This window comes from Janthinobacterium sp. PSRC1-1 (genome assembly GCF_049897525.1).
GTDB lineage: Bacteria > Pseudomonadota > Gammaproteobacteria > Burkholderiales > Burkholderiaceae_D > Janthinobacterium > Janthinobacterium tructae.
In genome coordinates this window covers 22,379-39,816 of the sequence record NZ_JAFCWK010000007.1, presented here as the reverse complement: position 1 = coordinate 39,816, position 17,438 = coordinate 22,379, and the positions used below count along the sequence as shown (strand labels likewise).

General features: G+C 66.3%; 13 protein-coding genes. 4 read left to right on the top strand and 9 right to left on the bottom strand.

Going from position 1 to position 17,438, the window contains the following annotated elements:
* Positions 1-212 precede the first annotated feature (212 nt).
* A complete protein-coding gene (locus ACP7DW_RS16590) occupies positions 213-476 on the top strand; it encodes a hypothetical protein (protein ID WP_426055794.1) in 264 nt (87 codons plus the stop codon).
* Here ACP7DW_RS16590 and gcvA read toward each other — a convergent pair.
* On the bottom strand, positions 473-1,384 hold the full coding sequence (gene gcvA, locus ACP7DW_RS16585) for a transcriptional regulator GcvA (protein ID WP_426055793.1): 912 nt from the start codon (positions 1,382-1,384) through the stop codon (positions 473-475). The genes ACP7DW_RS16590 and gcvA overlap by 4 nt on opposite strands.
* Before the next feature lie 123 nt (positions 1,385-1,507).
* Here gcvA and ACP7DW_RS16580 point away from each other — a divergent pair, with 123 nt between their 5' ends.
* Both ACP7DW_RS16580 and ACP7DW_RS16575 read left to right on the top strand, forming a co-directional pair.
* The gene (locus ACP7DW_RS16580) at positions 1,508-2,911 is read left to right on the top strand and encodes an MFS transporter (RefSeq protein WP_426055792.1); all 1,404 of its coding nucleotides are present in this window, start codon (positions 1,508-1,510) and stop codon (positions 2,909-2,911) included.
* Positions 2,908-3,531, top strand: a complete 624-nt coding sequence (locus ACP7DW_RS16575; protein WP_426055791.1) for a glutathione S-transferase family protein — start codon at positions 2,908-2,910, stop codon at positions 3,529-3,531. Before ACP7DW_RS16580 ends, ACP7DW_RS16575 begins: the two co-directional genes overlap by 4 nt.
* Here the strand turns inward: ACP7DW_RS16575 and ACP7DW_RS16570 are convergent.
* From ACP7DW_RS16570 to ACP7DW_RS16535, 8 genes are all read right to left on the bottom strand, one after another.
* Complete coding sequence (locus tag ACP7DW_RS16570) at positions 3,528-4,814, bottom strand: DUF445 domain-containing protein (RefSeq protein ID WP_426055790.1); 1,287 nt, start codon at positions 4,812-4,814, stop codon at positions 3,528-3,530. The two genes, ACP7DW_RS16575 and ACP7DW_RS16570, sit on opposite strands and share 4 nt — an antisense overlap.
* Positions 4,815-4,889: 75 nt before the next feature.
* A complete protein-coding gene (locus ACP7DW_RS16565; protein WP_426055789.1) occupies positions 4,890-6,287 on the bottom strand; it encodes an amino acid permease in 1,398 nt (465 codons plus the stop codon).
* A gap of 211 nt (positions 6,288-6,498) precedes the next feature.
* Positions 6,499-8,292, bottom strand: a complete 1,794-nt coding sequence (locus ACP7DW_RS16560; RefSeq protein WP_426055788.1) for an MFS transporter — start codon at positions 8,290-8,292, stop codon at positions 6,499-6,501.
* Between the two features lie 39 nt (positions 8,293-8,331).
* A complete protein-coding gene (locus ACP7DW_RS16555) occupies positions 8,332-9,426 on the bottom strand; it encodes an N-acetylglucosamine-6-phosphate deacetylase (protein ID WP_426055787.1) in 1,095 nt (364 codons plus the stop codon).
* Between the two features lie 3 nt (positions 9,427-9,429).
* On the bottom strand, positions 9,430-10,197 hold the full coding sequence (locus ACP7DW_RS16550; protein WP_298408220.1) for a DeoR family transcriptional regulator: 768 nt from the start codon (positions 10,195-10,197) through the stop codon (positions 9,430-9,432).
* Between the two features lie 34 nt (positions 10,198-10,231).
* Complete coding sequence (locus ACP7DW_RS16545) at positions 10,232-11,575, bottom strand: D-tagatose-bisphosphate aldolase, class II, non-catalytic subunit (RefSeq protein WP_426056053.1); 1,344 nt, start codon at positions 11,573-11,575, stop codon at positions 10,232-10,234.
* On the bottom strand, positions 11,575-12,537 hold the full coding sequence (locus tag ACP7DW_RS16540; RefSeq protein ID WP_426055786.1) for an ROK family protein: 963 nt from the start codon (positions 12,535-12,537) through the stop codon (positions 11,575-11,577). The genes ACP7DW_RS16545 and ACP7DW_RS16540 overlap by 1 nt, the downstream gene beginning before the upstream one ends.
* Positions 12,524-13,660 (bottom strand): SIS domain-containing protein, encoded by a 1,137-nt coding sequence (locus ACP7DW_RS16535; protein WP_426055785.1) that lies wholly within the window; start codon positions 13,658-13,660, stop codon positions 12,524-12,526. The genes ACP7DW_RS16540 and ACP7DW_RS16535 overlap by 14 nt, the downstream gene beginning before the upstream one ends.
* A 347-nt stretch (positions 13,661-14,007) precedes the next feature.
* On the opposite strand from ACP7DW_RS16535, the gene ACP7DW_RS16530 reads away from it, so the two are divergent.
* Positions 14,008-17,358, top strand: coding sequence for a TIM-barrel domain-containing protein (locus tag ACP7DW_RS16530; protein WP_426055784.1), 3,351 nt, complete (start codon positions 14,008-14,010; stop codon positions 17,356-17,358).
* Positions 17,359-17,438: the final 80 nt, after the last annotated feature.

Sequence of the window (17,438 nt, the reverse complement as noted above, 5' to 3'; positions counted from 1 at the left end):
AATGGCAGCGTGTTGTAAGCATTTTTACTGTCTTTCGGGGCAGGTTTTCCATCACGTCGCGTGTCCATTGATAAAAAAATTATTTTTTTCGTGTATTTATTTATTGTATTTGGTAAATTTATGCAGCAGAATAGAAAGCATGCAGATCGGCACGCGTGTGGCGCGCACGGCCTGACATGCCAGGCGGATCACTGTGGATGGGGGAGACGGACATGCTTACGAAAATACCGGCAAGGCGCAGCGAGGCGCTGTACAAGGAGCAGCCGCCGTCCGGCAGCGCGCGCCGTCCGCAAGGACCGGGCGCGGGCGTGTTCCGCCCACCCGTGCGGCGCCTGCAGGCGATTGCCTGCCTGGCCCTGTTTTTGGCCGTGATACCGGCCGTGACCTGCATCGCCACGGGGCGCGCCGGCATGCCGATGTTGTTCAGCACCGTGTGCGGTGTGGTGTCGTGCGCGGCCGCGGATGGGGCGCTTTAGCCGCCTGCGCCGGTGGCTTGCGCCTCCTCGCAGATCCATGCGATGAATGCCTGTACGGCGGGACGTGTGGCCGCATCGGGCCGCGCCACCAGGTAATACGCAAAGCGCGCGGGCCAGGGCAAGTCCAGCACTTGCACCAGGCGCCCGGCGGCGATTTCCTCCTGCGCGTACAGCTGCGGCACCAGGGCCAGGCCCTGGCCCGCCTCGGCTGCGCGGATCAACAGAAAATCATCTTCGAAGGCGGAGCCGCGCCGCGCCCGCGCCGCATCTGCACTGCCGTCCTGCGCGCCATGTGCTGCCAGCCACAAGGGCCAGTCGGCGCGGTCCGTATCGTGCAGCAGCGGGTAGCGCAGGCAATCGGCCGGCGTGGCGATGGGCGGCTGGCCCGCCATCAGGGCGGGGCTGGCGACGGGCACCAGCACGGGCGCCATCAGGCGCGTCACTTGCAGGCCCGGATAGTCGCCCAGGCCGTGGCGCAGCGCCACGTCGACCCGGTCGCGGCGCAGGTCCACCAGTGCGGATGTCGCTTCCACGCGCACCTCGATATGCGGATGGCGCTGGTTGAAGCGGCCCAGCCGTGGCACCAGCCAGGCGGCCGCAAAAGTGGCCACCGTGCTGACGGTGAGCGTCTGGCGCCCACCCATGTCTTCCAGTGCCTGGCTGGCGCCGGCGATCTGCGCGAATGCGGCCTGCAGGGCGGGGTGGACCATGGCCCCCGCTTCGGTCAGGCGCAAGCCCTGGCGTTCGCGGGTAAACAGGGGCATGCCGACCCGCTCTTCCAGCAGGCGGATTTGCTGGCTGACGGCGCCCGACGTCACATGCAGCGCCTCGGCGGCCGCCTTGATGCTGCCGCGCTGGCCCACTTCGACAAAGGCGCGCAGGGCCTGGAGTGGTAAAGGATGCTTCATCGATATAGTTTTTCTATAGTTGCGAGCGAAAAATCATCGTTTCAGTTTCACTCTTAAAAAACGCATTATAGGGGCATGCGGCGTTGTTTTGACGTCGAGTAAAACTATATCGATAGGATCTCCATGTTACTTTCACATAGGCAACTTTGCCTGGTGTTGCTGTGCACCACGCAATTCGTCGCCTTGCTCGATTTTTCCATCACCATGATTCCCCTGCCGCAAATCCAGCACAGTCTGGGCTTTACGCCCGGCGGCCTGCAATGGGTGATCAATGCGTACGGCGTGGCCATCGCCGGCTTCCTGCTGCTGGGCGGGCGCGCGGCCGACCTGTTTGGCCGCCGCCGCGTCTTCATCGCAGGGCTGCTGCTGTTCACTGCCGCCTCGCTGCTGGGCGGTTTTTCGCACAGCCCGGCCATGCTGGTGGCCACGCGCGCGCTGCAGGGCTTTGGCGCCGCCATGTTTTCGCCGGCCGCATTCTCCCTGCTGCTGGCCGTGTTTCCCGAACCGGCGCAGCGCAACCGGGCGCTCGGTGCCTGGACGGCCGTGGCGGCCAGCGGCTTTGTCGCGGGCCTGATCCTGGGCGGCTTCATCACGGATATGCTGGGCTGGCGCTGGGTGCTGTGGATTAACGTGCCCGTCGGCTTGCTGGTGCTGGCCCTGTCGCCGGCCTTGCCCCCGGGCCGGCCCGATGCCGATACCGCTGCCGCTGGCGGCACCCTCGACGTGTGGGGCGCGCTGCTGGTGGCGTCAGGCGCGGCAACGCTGGTGTTTGCCTTTGCCAATAGCGAGCATGTGGGACTGGCGCATCCGTTCACTTTTGCCCTGGTCGCGCTGGCGCTGGCCTTGCTGGCGCTGTTCGTCTGGGTGGAGGGACGCGTGGCCATGCCGCTGATGCCGCTGGCCGTGTTCGCGCGCCGCTCGACGGGCGGCGCGAATATCGTCTCGCTGCTGGCCAATACGGCCCTGGGCCCGACCTTTGTCGTCGTGGCGCTGGCCATGCAGGAAGTGCTGGCGTTTTCCGCCACGCGCACGGGACTGGGCTTGCTGCCGATGGCCGTCGCCTTTACCCTGGCCAGCGCGTGGGCCGGGCCGGCGCTGATCGCCCGCTGCGGCACCAAGCCCGTCATCGTCGGCGGCATGCTGCTGTTCATCGGCGGCCTGGCCCTGCTGGGCGCATCGCTGGCCACGCTGTCCGCCTGGGCCGTCTCGATCCTGCCTGGCACCGTGCTGGCCGGCATCGGCTATGGGCTGGCGTTTCCCGCCTGGACCGTGGCCGGCATCGATGGCGTGCAGGAAGCGGACCACGGCCTGGCGGGCGGCATGTTGACGACCACGCAGGAAGTCGGCTCGGCCGTCGGCCTGGCCGTGGGCGTGGCGGTCAGCATCGCCGTGCTGGCCGGTGGCGGCACGGCCGCGCAAGGCTACAGCGGCGCCATCCTCGTTTCCGCCTGCCTGGTGGCGGCGGGCCTGGCGTGCGCCATCGCCATCCTGCCCGGCAAGACAGCGCGCCAGGAGGCGGCTGCATGATGGAACTCTACACCGACAGCTCGCCGAACGGTTTCAAGGCCACGATTGCGCTGGCCGAACTGGGCTTGCCCTATCGATTGCGCCACGTGCGCATCGACCAGGGCGAACACCGGCTGCCCGCTTTCCTGGCCCGCAATCCGCACGGGCGCATTCCCGTGCTGGTCGATCACGACACGGGCGTCACCGTGTTCGAGTCGGCCGCCATCCTGCTGTACCTGGCCGAGAAAACGGGGCGCTTGCTGCCCAAGGCGCCCGCGCAGCGCTGGGCTGCCATCACCTGGCTGCAATTTCACGCGGCCAGCATGGGGCCGATGTTGGGCCAGCGCGTGCATTTTGAACTGGCCGACGGCGGCGCGAATGTCGCCGCCACGGCGCATTTTCGCCAGTTGTGCGACGCCGCGCTGGCCACCATGGATGGCCGCCTGGCCGACAACGCCTATCTGGCCGGCGACGACTATTCCATCGCCGATATCGCCAGTTTCGGCTGGCTGCATATCGCCCGCATCGTCGGCTTCGATTTCTCCGCCTGGCCGCACGTGGGCGCCTGGTACGCCCGCGTGGCGGGCCGCCAGGCCGTGCAGCTGGGCATCACGCTTCCTGCGCCCGCCACCGGCGCTTAAAACGCCTGGCTGACTGAATAAATCAGCAAGCCGGCCAGGCCGCCGACGATGGTGCCGTTGATGCGGATGAATTGCAGGTCGCGCCCGATGGCCAGTTCGATGCGCTCGCTCATTTCATCTTTGCTCCACAGGTCCAGGCGGGCGGCGATGAAGGCGCCCACTTCGCCCCGGTAGCGGCGCACCAGCGACCCGCTGCCGGCGACGATGGCGTCGTTCAGCCATGCCCGCGCATGTTGGTCCGTGCCGAGCACCTTGCCCGTGTTGCGCGCCAGGCTGGCGATCGCCTGCGCCAGCACGGGCTGGTCGGCGTGCAGGTCGGTCAGCAGGCGCGTGCTGATGTTGGTCCAGAGGTCGCCCAGCATGGCTTGCACGGTATCGCTGGCGATCAGCTGCAGCTGGTAGCGGCGCACCGTCTCTTGCCACTGCGGATCGGCCTTCAGGTGCAAGGCGCTGTCGGCGATCCAGCCGGCGATGCGCTGGCGCAGCGGGTGCTGCGCATCGACGCGCACGGCGACGGCAAACTTTTGCAGCGAGGCGATCATGCGCGGCTCATACGCTTTCACGGCTTTTTTCACCAGCGCGTTCTCGATCTGGAAGGCGCCCAGCACGAAGTCGCCGATGGCCGCGTGGTGCGTCTCGTCATCGAGGTAGGCGGCGCCGCGGTCGAGCAGGAAGTCCAGCAGCTGCTGCGGCTTGCCGTCGGCGATCAGCGCGTCGAGGCAGTCGGCCGCCACGTCCGACAGATTCAATTGACCCAGGTAGTTGCTGGCCTGGTCACGCAGCAGGCGGCCCAGTGTGTCGTGATCGAGCATCGCCAGCAGCTGTTTCACCACGCCGGCGCTGGCCATGCCCAGTTGCCGCGCGTGGAGCTCGTCACTGAGCCAGGCTCCCAGGCGCGCGGCGGGGTCGGCTTGCACGATGCGCTCGGCGATGCCTTGCTCGGTAATGAAATGGTTTTCCACGAAGGCGCCCAGGCTGCGGCCGATGTCCGCCTTGCTGTTCGGGATGATGGCCGTATGCCACAGGGGGATGCCCAGCGGGTGGCGGAACAGGGCGACGACGGCGAACCAGTCGGCGATCGCGCCCACCATCGCCGCTTCGGCGAACGCTTCCACATAGCCCCAGGCGGGGGGGCCGCCGCGCTGCGAGCGGGCCACGGCAAACACCAGCGCGGCGAGCAGCAGCAGGCCGACGGCCAGCCACTGCATGTTGCGCAGGCGCGCGCGCTTGAGCTGGTTCGTGTTCTGGTCCAGTTGTGCGATGAGGTCGGGGGAAGGTTGCATGGATGGCGGCCTGCAGGGTTGCGAGACCGCCATCTTAACTGCGGCAGCGACAGAATATGTCGCTGCGGGGACTTTTTACTGCGGAGGGTGCAGCAGCGAACGGCGGCGCGCGTAGCCGAAGTAGATGACCAGGCCGATCACCAGCCAGATGGTAAAGGCCACCCAGGTGACCCAGCTGAGGAAAGTCATCAGGCCCACGCACAGGATCACGGCCAGCGCCGGCACATACGGCACGCCGGGGCAGCGGAAGGCGCGCGGCAGGTCGGGACGGCGCTTGCGCAGCACCACCACGGCAATCGACACCATGGTGAAGGCGGCCAAGGTGCCAATGTTGATCAGCTCGGCGAGGATGTTGAGCGGGATCACGGCGGCGATCAGGCCGAAGACGATGCCCACCAGCCAGGTGGCGAAGAACGGCGTGTGGAAGCGCGGGTGCACGGTCGACAGGCGCTTGGGCAGCAAGCCGTCGCGCGACATGGCGAAGATGATGCGCGTCTGGCCGAAGGCCATCACCAGGATCACGGTGGTCATGCCGAGGATGGCACCCAGGTCGACGAAGCCGGCGATCCAGTTTTCACCCGCATACTGCAGGGCCAGCGAGACGGGATGGTCGACGCCGAGGAATTTTTGATACGGCACGATGCCCGTCATGATGGCCGAGACCACCACGTACAGCACGGCGCACACGGCCAGCGAACCGATGATGCCGATCGGCAGATCGCGCGACGGCTTCTTGACTTCCTCGGCGGCCGAGGTGACGGCGTCAAAGCCGATGAAGGCGAAGAAGACGAGGGCGGCGGCGCTCAGCATGCCGTGGTAGCCGAACGGCATGTAAGGCTGCCAGTTGGCCGGCTGCACGTGGCGCGCGCCGAAGATGATAAACAGCAGCACCACACCCACCTTGATGGCCACCATGATGTTGTTCAGGCGCGCCGATTCGCGCACGCCCCAGCCCAGCATGGCCGTCAGCAGCAGCATGATGACCAGGGCCGGCAGGTTGATGAAGGTCGTCACGCCGGGCAGGGCGCCCGGCGCGGCCGTCAGGGCTGCGGGCAGGGTGATGCCAAAGCCCGCCAGCAGCGACTGGAAGTAGCCGGACCAGCCGACGGAGACGGCGGCCGCGGCCAGGCCGTACTCGAGCAGCAAGTCCCAGCCTATCATCCAGGCGGCCAGCTCGCCCAGAGTCGCATAGCTGTAGGTGTAGATGGAGCCGGCCACGGGCACGGTGGAGGCGAATTCCGCATAGCACAGGGCGGCGAAGCAGCAGGCGACGGCCGCCACGACAAACGACAGCGACAGGGCGGGGCCGGCCGTCAGCGCACCCGTGCCGGTGAGCACGAAAATGCCCGTGCCGACGATGGCGCCGATACCCATGAGGACAAGGTCGAACGGTCCCAGCACCTTGGCCAGTCCTCCCGGCTTCTTGCTGTGGGCGATCATGTCATCCAAATTCTTGGTTCTAAATAAGCTCACTGTGTCTCCTGGTGGTTTTTGTCATGGCGCCATTGCCGCCTCGTGAGTAGCACGACGCAGCCAGATTCTAGCCCACACGCCCTTGATTCCAGAAGGAAAACCGTACAGTGGCGTGCGCGCCAGCCCCGTAAACTTGCAAAGCAGGCAAAAAAACAGCCCCGGACGGTGGTCCGGAGCTGGAAAGGAGATTGCTACAAATGGTTACTTTGGTTTACTTTGAAAAGTGCGCTTCAATTTCTTCCAAGGTCTTGCCCTTCGTTTCCGGCAGCAGGAAGGCGGCGGCCAGGAAATACAGCACGGTGCAGCCGGCGCCGAAGAAGAACAAGGTCGAATAGCCGTGCAAGCCCACGGTGGGCAGGAAGATGGCGGCGATCACCGTCGAGACGAACTGGTTCACCAGCAGCGCGATGCTCATGCCGTTCGAGCGGATGCGGGTCGGCATCAGTTCGGACAGGGCCAGCCACACGCACACGCCCGGTCCCACGGCAAAGCTGGAGACAAACACGCAGATGGCAATCGCCACCAGCCAGCCGTGCGTGGACGAGGGCACGGGGCCCAGGCTGGCCTTCTCGATGCGCAGCGGTGCCTCGCGTCCGGCGGCCGGGTCGGCGAACGGGTTCAGGTGCAGCTTGCGGAAGAACACGCCGATCACGCTGTCGGCCTGCACGGCGTCGGCGCGGTCGATCGACACCTGGCGCAGCACGGGGTCGTCGCTGCGCAGGCTTTTCACGTTCGTGAACGGGCCGTAGGCGTAGGCGATGGTCAGCTGCTGCGGCGTGCCGTCGGCCGCCGCGCCCAGGGCCGTCAAGGTGGGCGCATCGAGCTGCAGGGTCAGGCCATCGGCTTGTACCTGGGCGGCGATGGCGGGACGCACGTCGGCCAGGTGCGCTTCGGCGCCGCGGAACAGCAGCCCGGCCGCCAGCAGCGAGACGACGATGCCGCCCGTGCCCAGCATCAGCAGGAATTTGCGGCCCTTGCGGTCGACCAGCAGCACGGCCACCACCGTCATCACGGCATTGAGCACTTTCAGCAGCACGTCGGCCATGTTGGCCGAGGCGCCCGACAGGCCCGCCTGGTTCAAGATGTTGACGACATAGGCGAGGATGGAATTGATGCCCGTCGCCTGCGTGCAGGCGAGAATCAGGCAAGCGAGCAGGAAGGGCAGCACGTAGCGGCGGCTCAGCAGCGGGTCCCTGGCCCTGGCATTGCCGCTGGCCTTGGCCACATTTTCCGGCGTATCGAGCATTTCGCGCAGTTCCAGCTCGGCGGCGGCGGGCAGGCGCGTGCGCAGCAGCGACTGGCGCGCCTGTTCGATGCGGCCCCGTTGCGCCAGCCAGCGCGGCGATTCGGCCAGCAGCAGGGCGCCGATGGTAAACACCAGGCCCGGCGTCAGGCAAACCCAGAAGATGCTGCGCCAGGCGTGGTCCTTGGCCGTGAAGATGGCGGCGATGCGGCCCGCTTCAGGCAAGGCTTGCGCCGCCTGCGTGGCCGTTTCCACCGTCTGCGCCTGCAGCAGGCCGATCAGGGCGGCGGCCACCAGGCCGATGGTCAGCAGCAGCTGGAACAGGGCCGCACCGCGTCCGCGCTGTTGTGCGGGCAGGCATTCGGCCAGGTACAGGGGCACGACGACGCCGATCAAGCCGCCGCTGATGCCTTGCAGCAGGCGCCCCAGCAGCAGCGGCGTGTAGCCGTCGGCCAGGGCGATCAGCGGGATGCTGGCGCTGAACAGGGCGCCGGCCAGGAACATCACCCAGCGCCGGCCGAGGATATCGGCCAGGGCGCCGGCGAACAGCGAGGAAAGGACTGAACCCAATAGCACGGCGGCGACGATAAAACTCAGCTGCTGGGCCGTCAGTTTCCAGGCCACCGAGGCCGTCGATTCCAGGTAGGGCAGGGCGCCGGCGATGATGCCGATGTCTATGCCGTACAGCAATCCCCCCATGCCGGCAATAAATAGCAGGTAGCGCATGGCCCACACGGGGGCCTTGTGTGACGTGTCGTGCATGAAAACTCCGGGACGGGGTTGAGGTGGGGTGGTCTGGGTCTAGCGGGTGGAAAGATCGATGGCCGCGCCTTCGACGAAGACGGACACTGGCTGTAAAGTGGGATCGAGGACGACGATATCGGCCCAGGCGCCGGGCGCCAGGCGGCCCCGTGCGGATTCGCCCAGGTAATCGGCCGGGTACAGCGACAAGCGGTTCGAGGCGTCGGCCAGGTCCAGGCCCAGTTCGACGAAATTGCGCAGGGCCTGGTCCATGGTCAGCACGCTGCCGGCCAGCGAGCCTGTGGCCAGGCGCACGCAGCCCAGGCATTTGTAGACGCGCTGCGTGCCCAGGCCGTATTCGCCATCGGGCATGCCGGTGGCCGAGGTGGCGTCCGTCACGCCGTACAGGCGCGGGATGGCGCGCAGGGCCGCGCGCAGGGCGCCCTTGGCCACGTGCTGCAGGTCGGGGATGATTTCCGCGTATTCGGCATGCGCCAGCGCCGCGCCCACCATGCCGGGGTCGTAATGCGTCATGCCCGTCATGCCGTTGTACAGGTGGGTAAAACCGGAGACGCCGGCCTTCAGGGCCGCCACGCCTTCGTCATACGTGCCGGCGCTGTGGCCGATCTGCACGCGGATGCCCATCGCCGCCAGTTGCGGGATCAGTTCCAGGTGGCCGGGGATTTCCGGCGCCATGGTGAGTACCTTGATGGGCGCGATGGCGTGGAAGCGCTGCACCAGCGCCAGGCTGGCCTGCACCACGTCGGGCGGCTGCGCGCCCAGGCGGTGCAAATTTAAAAACGGGCCTTCCAGGTGCACGCCCAGCATGCGCGCGCCGTTGGCCGGACGCTCGGCGATGACGCCGGCCAGGCCTTGCAGGGCGCGCAGGATCGACGGTTCCTTCGCCGTCAGGGTGGTGCCCAGGAGGGCTGTGGTGCCGTGGCGCGCGTGCACCTGCGCCACGGTGGCGCCCGCGTTGCCGCCTTCCATGATGTCGACGCCGGCCGCGCCGTGCACGTGCAGGTCGATAAAACCGGGCAAAATGGTCAGCGCGCTGTCGGCGGCAGTGTCTTCTTGTATCTGGACGATACGCTGGTCAAAAGTGATGGTGCCCGTGATCCAGCCAGATGGGGTAAGGATTCTGCCGCTCAGCATGTGTTATTCCGCTATAAAAAGTTCGATGCCCAGCTTTTGCAGCCCTTCGCGGTACTCCTGGCTGATGCTGGCATCGGTGATGACGGTATCGACGCGGTCCAGCTGCACGATGCGGTGCAGGCTGACGCGGCCGAACTTGGAGGCGTCCGTGAGGACGATGATTTTCTTGGCCCGTTCCACCATCTTGTGGTTCAGGCTTGCTTCCGCTTCGTGGTGGGTGGTGACGCCAAATTGCAGGTCGAAGCCATCCACGCCCAGAAACAGCTTGTCGAAGCTGTACGCCTGCAAGCAGGTCTCGGCCTGGCTGCCCTGGATCGACAGCGACTGCTTGCGCAGCAGGCCGCCCGTCAGGATCAGGTCCACGCCGGGCGCATCGGCCAGTTCCCATGCGATGTTCAGGCCATTCGTGGCCACCGTCACGCCGGTGGCGTCGCGCAAATGGCGGGCCAGCGAGATGGTGGTCGTGCCCGAGTCGATGATGATGTTGTCGCCCGGTTCCACCAGCCGCGCCGCATAGGCGCCGATTCGCTCCTTCTGCTCGTGGTTGATGGCGTCCTTCTGGCGTATCGTGTGTTCAAGCGGCGGCATGCGCGTCAGGGTCGCGCCGCCGTGGCTGCGCGTGGCCATGCCTTGCGCTTCCAGCGCATTCAAGTCGCTGCGGATGGTGACCGCGGACACGCCGAGCTTTTCCACCAGATCGGTCACTTGCACCGAGCCCTGCTGGGTAAGCATGTGGAGGATGGATTCACGGCGTTGGCTGGTATTTCGCATGGTGGCGGGCTCAGTAAAAATGAAAATATCGAGCTTAACAGATTGCCGCTTCGGCAACGACGGGGACGGCCGTATTGCGGTTGCAGGCGCGCGCATATTGCGCCAGCAAGCTGCCGATCTTGTGCTCGATCAGGGCCGGCGCCTCGGCTGCCAGGCTGCCCTGCACCACGGCGGCGTACTGTTCCGGCAAGTGCTGGCTCAGCAGCGGCAGCGGAATCGTCAGGGCGTCGAGGTTGGCCAGCAGCTTGTCGACGCTGGCCGCCACTTCCGGCTCGCCCCAGTAATAGCGGCAACGGTCGCTCAAACCGTAGCGGCGCATCAGACGCTGTTCTTGCGGCGTGCCCAGGTAATGCTTGATCCAGTGCTTCGGCTTGGCCAGCATCACGTCGTCGAGCACCTGCATCAGTTGCGAAGTGGCGTGCGCCGGCAGCAGCTCTTCTTCGATCTGGCACAGCGCGAACAGCGCTTCGCGCAGGGCGAAGGTGGCGGCCGGGCCCACTTTCAGGATGGCGAAATGGTCGCGCACCATGGCGTGCAGGGCCGATTCGCGCTGGTAGTCGGTGGAATGGGCTTCGAACACGAGGCCAGGCTGCTCGGCCACGAAGGCCGACAGCTCGGCGGCGGCTTCGGCGTCGTAATGCTGGATGCTGCTCTGGTCGAAATCGACGCCAGGCTGCACCACCATGGCGATCACGCGGCGCCAGGCGTCGTGCAGGCCGTTGTCGAGGAAGGCGCGGCAATGCACGTCGAGGGTGCGGCGCGCCGCCTGCGGGCTGGTGACGGCGCCGGCCTGCGCCAAGGACGCTTCGCCGCCGGGAATCGGCACTTCCGTGCCGATCACGTAGACAGGCGGCGCGAAGCCGGCGGCGGCGGCGGCCGCTTCGGCGACGAGGCACAGGCGCGCCGAGCGGGCGGCCACGGTTTCATCGTCGAGCTGCAGTGGATCGTCGGCACAGCGCATGCTGCAATCGAGGTGGATTTTATGGAAACCGGCCGCCGCATAGGCGGCGATCAGGGTTTCGGCGTGGGCCATGGCGGTGGCCGCATCGAGGTGCTGCCAGGCGTTCGGACCCAGATGGTCGCCGCCCAGCACCAGACGGCTGGCGGGGAAACCCTGTTCGCGGGCCAGGGCCAGCATGGTGTCGCGGAAAACTGCCGGCGTCATGCCCGTGTAGCCGCCGAACTGGTCGACCTGGTTCGAGGTCGCTTCGACCAGCAGCACGGTGTCGTACTCGCTGGCCACGCGCATGGCGGCGCGCAGCACGCTCGGGTGGCTGCAGCACACGGCGTACAGTCCCACGGGTTCGCCGCGGCGGTGCGCCTTGATCACTTGCTGGATCGGGGACAGGGTAAAGGTCGGGTTTTCCACTTGCTTCATCATGTTGACGCCTTGGTATGTTGTCGTATCAAAAGGGCCGCGCCGCGCGCGCCGCCGGCGTCGCCAAAGCGGGGCGGCAGGATAGGCGGCACGTGGACGCCGGGGAACAGATGGCGCTTCACCGCGGCCGGCAGCTTGTCGTACAGGTGCGGCAGCTTGGACAGGCCGCCACCGAGCACGATGACGTGCGGGTCGTAGGCCAGTACCAGGCCGGCCAGCGCGTGGCCCAGCAAGTCGAGGTGCACGGCCACCGTGCGCTGGGCCACGGCGTCGCCGATGTTGGCGCGCGCGACGATGGCCAGCGTGGCCAACGGTTCTGTGCCTTCGCCGCCAAAATGCGCATATAACTTGCTCATGGCGGGGCCGGAGACATAGCGTTCCAGGCAGCCCGTCTTGCCGCACGGGCACGGGTATTCGGCCAGGCCGTGCTGCGCCAGCAGGGTGGCGGGCAGGCTCCAGTGGCCCCATTCGCCGGCCACGCCGTTAAAACCGCGCAGCAGCTGGCCGCCCACGCAATAGCCGCCGCCGGCGCCCGTGCCGAGGATGGCGCCGAACATGCTGGCGGCATGGTCGGCCGCGCCGCCTTGCGCTTCGGACAGGGCGAAGCACTGGCAATCGTTGCCGATGGCGACAGGGCGCTGCAAGGCTTGCTGCAGGGTTTCCGCCACGAGGCGGCCGTTCAGGGCCGGCACGTTGGAACTCAGTTGCCGGCCGCTGGCGCTGTCGATCACACCGGGTAAACCGATGCCGACGGGCGCCGTCGTGCCCAGTGCCAGGTCGCCGTGCGCCACCAGGTCGACGATGGCCTGCACGAAGGCGCTAAAATCGTCGCCGGGCGTGGCTACCCGTTCGCGGAATACCTCGGCCAGCGCGCCGTCGCGGTCGGCAAAGGCGACCAGCTCCATCTTGCTGCCGCCGATGTCGATGCCGTGAAAGCCCTGGATGGAATTAGAATTGGTCATGGCCATAGATGGTGACGCCCTGCACGACACGGTTGACGATGCCGCCGGCGAATGGATTGTCGGGGCGCAGTTGCAGCAGCGCGGACTGGTGCAGCGCATATTGCTGCGCCATCAGCAGCCACAGCGGGGCCAGCCAGGCGTCCGGCCAGGCTGGCGCGTCGGCTGACAGGTCGCCGCCGATGCCCACCGTCAGGCACGTCTGCGCCACGCTGTCGCGCTGCAGCTCCTTGAGCAAATCATCTTCATACTGGCGCGCCAGGGGCTTGCTGCTGCGCAGCAGGATCACCAGGGACTCCGTGGTGACGGCCGATTTCGGGCCGTGACGGAAACCCAGCGCGGTATTTGCCATTGCCATCACGCGGCCGCCCGTCAATTCCAGGATTTTCAGGGCTGCTTCCTTGGCCAGCGCTTCCAGCGGACCGCTGCCCAGGTAGACCACGCGCTGCACGGGTGTCGAGCCCAGCTCCGCCACGGGCGCCGACCAGTCGCGCAACGCCTGTTCGCCCAGCTGCGCCAGGGTCTCCAGGCGCGACAAATCCGCGTCCTGGCCCAGTACCGACAGGGCCGCCAGCAGCATGCTGGAAAAGCTGCTGGTCATGGCGAAACCGCGGTCGCAGCTGCCTTCCGGCATCAGCAGGTTATACGTATTGCTGTCATTGGCGCCCTGGCGGGCCAGCTTGCCGTCAGCGTTGCAGGTGATGTTCAGGAAGCGCGCGCCGGGCACGACCTGGCGCAGCAGTTCCACGGCCGCCAGGCTTTCCGGGCTGTCGCCGCTGCGGGCAAACGAGACGAGCAGGGTAGGCGCGTGCGCTTCCAGGTACAGCTCGTGGTGCGTCAGCAACGTCGTGGTGGCGATGGCGCGGATCTGCGCTGGCCAGGCCGCATTCAGGGTGTCGACGACGATTTCGCCCACGTAGGCCGAGCTGCCGGCGCCCGTCAGGATGACGCGCTGCGCAGGATTGGACAGCGCGTCGCCGAGGAAGGCGGCCAGGCCGGCTTGTTCCTTGCGCAAAATGCCGGCCAGCGCGCGCCAGATGGCCGGCTGGTGGGCGATTTCCTCGGCCGTGTGCAGGCCGCCGATGTCGCGCCAGGTTTGAATGTCACGCTGAAGAAGGGTAGTCATGGAGTGTCAGTAAAGTGTTTGTTGGAGAAAGCATAAATACTAAATTTCGAAAAGTCAAATACGAAAGCAAAACGAAAGTAAATAGTTGCATGGCTTGCGAAATAATGTCGTTTTATCCCCATCCAATCGTGTTGCAGTGCCGCATGAAACCCTGTGGCGCTGCCGCCTGTCGCTGAAATGCGACGATAACGAAAGTATGTTTTGTGACTTTTTGGTGAAACGTAAGAAAAATGCGCCAATTCTGGGCATTTTATTAATAAATTGTCGCTTTATCTTTCTTTTGATTGACGATATTTATTTTTCTTCTTAAAGTATTTCCATCACTTCGATTTTCTGAAAGCCGCCTGATGAAACCTCTCCCGCTTCCCCGCCGCGCCCTTGCCGCCTGCGTCCTCGCCGCCCTCGCCACATTGGCCGCGCCGGGCGTGCACGCCGCGCCTGTCGGCAACCTGACCAGCTTGAGTACCGTGCAGGCGGCCGACGTGGCCAAGGGCGAGGCACTGGGCTGGGATCTGCGCAGCGACACGGGCATGCAGTTGCGTGTCAGCCTGCCGCAGGCGGACGTGCTGCGCATTCAGGCCGGCGGCAAGGCCGGCTTGACGGGGCCGGGCGACAAGGCCGCGCCCATCGTCGTCGGCCAGCCTGCCGCGCAGGTGGCGTACCAGATCAATGAACAGCCCGACCATATCCTGATCAGCACCGAAGCCCTGAGCCTGCGCATCGACCGCAAGCCCTTGCGCTTTACCTTGTTCCGCAAGGGCGACGCGGTGCCGCTGTGGCGCGAAGTGCAGCCGCTGTCGCTCGACGACAAGCAGGGCGTGCAGGTGCTATCGAGCTTGCCGGGCGAGCGTTACTTCGGCGGCGGCCAGCAAAATGGCCGCTTCGAATTCAAGGGCAAGCAGGTGCCCGTGTCGTATTCGGGCGGCTGGGAAGAGGGCGACCGGCCGAATCCCGCGCCATTTTTGATGAGTTCACGCGGCTGGGGCATGCTGCGCAATACCTGGTCCGACGGCAATTACGATTTGCGCGATGCGCAGCAAATCTCGCTGCAGCACGCGGAAGGCCGCTTCGACGCGTATTTCTTCGTCGGCAAGGACCTGCGCGACGTCGTCGCCCGCTACACGGACTTGACGGGCCGCGCGCGCATGCTGCCCCGCTGGGCGCTGGAATACGGCGACGCCGATTGCTACAACGATGGCGACAATGTGAAAAAGCCCGGTTCCGTGCCGAAGGGCTGGACCGATGGCCCGACGGGCAAGACGCCGGACGTGGTGGAAAGCGTGGCGCGCCAGTACCGCGCACACGACATGCCGGGCGGCTGGATTTTACCCAACGACGGCTATGGCTGCGGCTACACGAACTTGCCGGAAACGGTGAAGGGCCTGGCCGGCTATGGCTTCCGCACGGGCCTGTGGACGGAAAACGGCGTCGACAAGATCGCCTGGGAAGTGGGCCAGGCGGGCAGCCGCGTGCAAAAGCTGGACGTGGCGTGGACGGGCAAGGGCTATCAGTTCGCCATGGACGCGAACAAGTCGGCCTACGACGGCATCCTGAACAATTCCGACAGCCGGCCATTTTTGTGGACGGTGATGGGCTGGGCCGGCATCCAGCGCTACGCCGTGGCGTGGACGGGCGACCAGAGCGCCAGCTGGGATTACATCCGCTGGCATATCCCGACCCTGATCGGCTCGGGCCTGTCCGGCCAGGCATATGCGTCCGGCGACGTCGATGCGATCTTCGGCGGCAGCCCGGAAACCTATCTGCGCGACCTGCAGTGGAAAAGCTTTACGCCCGTCCTGATGGGCATGTCCGGCTGGGCCGCGGCCGAGCGCAAGCACCCATGGTGGTTCGAGCAGCCATACCGTGACATCAACCGCCGCTATTTAAAACTCAAGATGCGCCTGACGCCGTATATGTATACGCTGGTGCGCGAAGCGGAGCAATCGGGCGCGCCGCTGGTGCGCGGCCTGATGTGGGATTACCCGCAAGACCCGGCCGCCTACACGGAAGCCTACAAATACCAGTTCCTGCTGGGCCGCGACGTGCTGGTGGCGCCCGTCTACCGCAGCCAGGCCGTCAGCGGCGGCTGGCGCAAGGGCATCCACCTGCCGCAGGGCACGTGGTACGACTACTGGGATGGCCGCCAGGCCACGGCGGACGCCAAGGGGCGCGACCTCGATATGCAGGTGACGCTCGACAAGCTGCCCGTGTTTGTGCGCGCCGGCGCCATCCTGCCCATGTATCCGGAAATGCTGTACGACGGCCAGAAGCCGAAGGACCAGCTCACGCTTGATATCTACCCGCACGGCGACTCGGACTACACCCTGTATGAAGACGATGGCAACACGCGCCAGTACCAGGGCGGCGCCTTCAGCCAGCAAGTCATCCGCATGCGCCAGACGGGCGCCGATGTGCAGGTCGACATCGGCGCCGTCGATGGCCGGTACCAGGGCCAGGAAGCGCGCCGCGGCTATGCGCTGCGCATGCTGGCGGGCCAGGCACCGGTAGCCGTGCGGGCCGGCGAACGGCTGATCGCGGCAGCGGGCGAGCGCGCCGCCTATGACAAGGCGGTCGAAGGCTGGTATTTCGACGCGGCCGACCGGCAAGGCACCCTGCACGTGAAAGTGGCGGCGCAGGATATCCGCCAGGCCTTGATGCTGCGGGTCGCCGGTGCGCTCGCCGTGGCGAGAAACGAGGCCGACTTCCCGGCCGCCCCCGTGCCGGGCCGCGCCTTGCCGGCCGACGCCATGCAGGTGGTGGCGCGTCCGTTTGAAGAAAACGGCCATCCGCTGGAAAACGCTTTCGATGGCAAGCCGGAGACCTGGTTCCGCACAGTGCGCAGCCCGTCCGTGAAAAGCGGTCCGCACGAATGGGTGATCGGCTTTACGGAACGGCGCCTGGTCGACGGCATCGAACTGGCGCCGCGCAACGACCAGCACTGGAAGCATGGCCAGGTGCGCGACTATGAGATCTACATCGGCGACAACAACGGCGACTGGGGCGCGGCGCTTGCGCGCGGCACGCTCAAACTGGAACAGGGTGCGCAGACGATCAATTTCCCCGCCACGGCCGGGCGCCTGCTGCGCTTCCGCGTCATGAGCACGCAAAATCCGGAAGGCGATGGCGCCGCGTCCACCGACCCGATGGTGACGGCGGCGCAAGGCGCGCCGGTGGCGCGCGCGTACGACGCGGCGCTGGCGACCGACGTGGCGCCCGTCACCTTGTCCGAATTCCGCGTGCTCGAGCACCGCGTGGCCGAAGGCGAGGAGGTGCAGCGCTATCTGTCGGACCTGGCGCTGCCGAAGCACGTCGCGAGAGACCGGCCGGCCGGCAAGGCGGCCGAGATGCGCATGAACGGGCTGTGGTTCCGCAAGGGCCTCGGCGTGGGACCGGCCAGCCGCATCGACTTGCAGCTGGCCGGCAACTGGAATCTGCTGCGCGCCGACCTGGGCGTGGACGATAGCTGCCGCAGCGCGGGCGGCTTGCAATTCCAGGTCTGGAGCGGTGAGCGGCTGCTGTATGACAGCGGCCTGGTCACGGCTCCCGGGGTGGTCAAACCCGAAATCGACGTGCGCGGCCTGAGCCAGCTCAGTTTGCGCACCCTGGGCGCGCGCGGCGCCCACCCGGCCCAGGTCTGCGGCAACTGGGCCAACGCCGTGCTGACCGGCACGGAAGGCGCGACCGTCAAGCCGCGCTAACCGCAATCACTTCATTTCACCAAAACGAGCCCCTCTTCGGACCGGGGAGGGGCTCCTGCAACCTGACGAAAACAAATCAC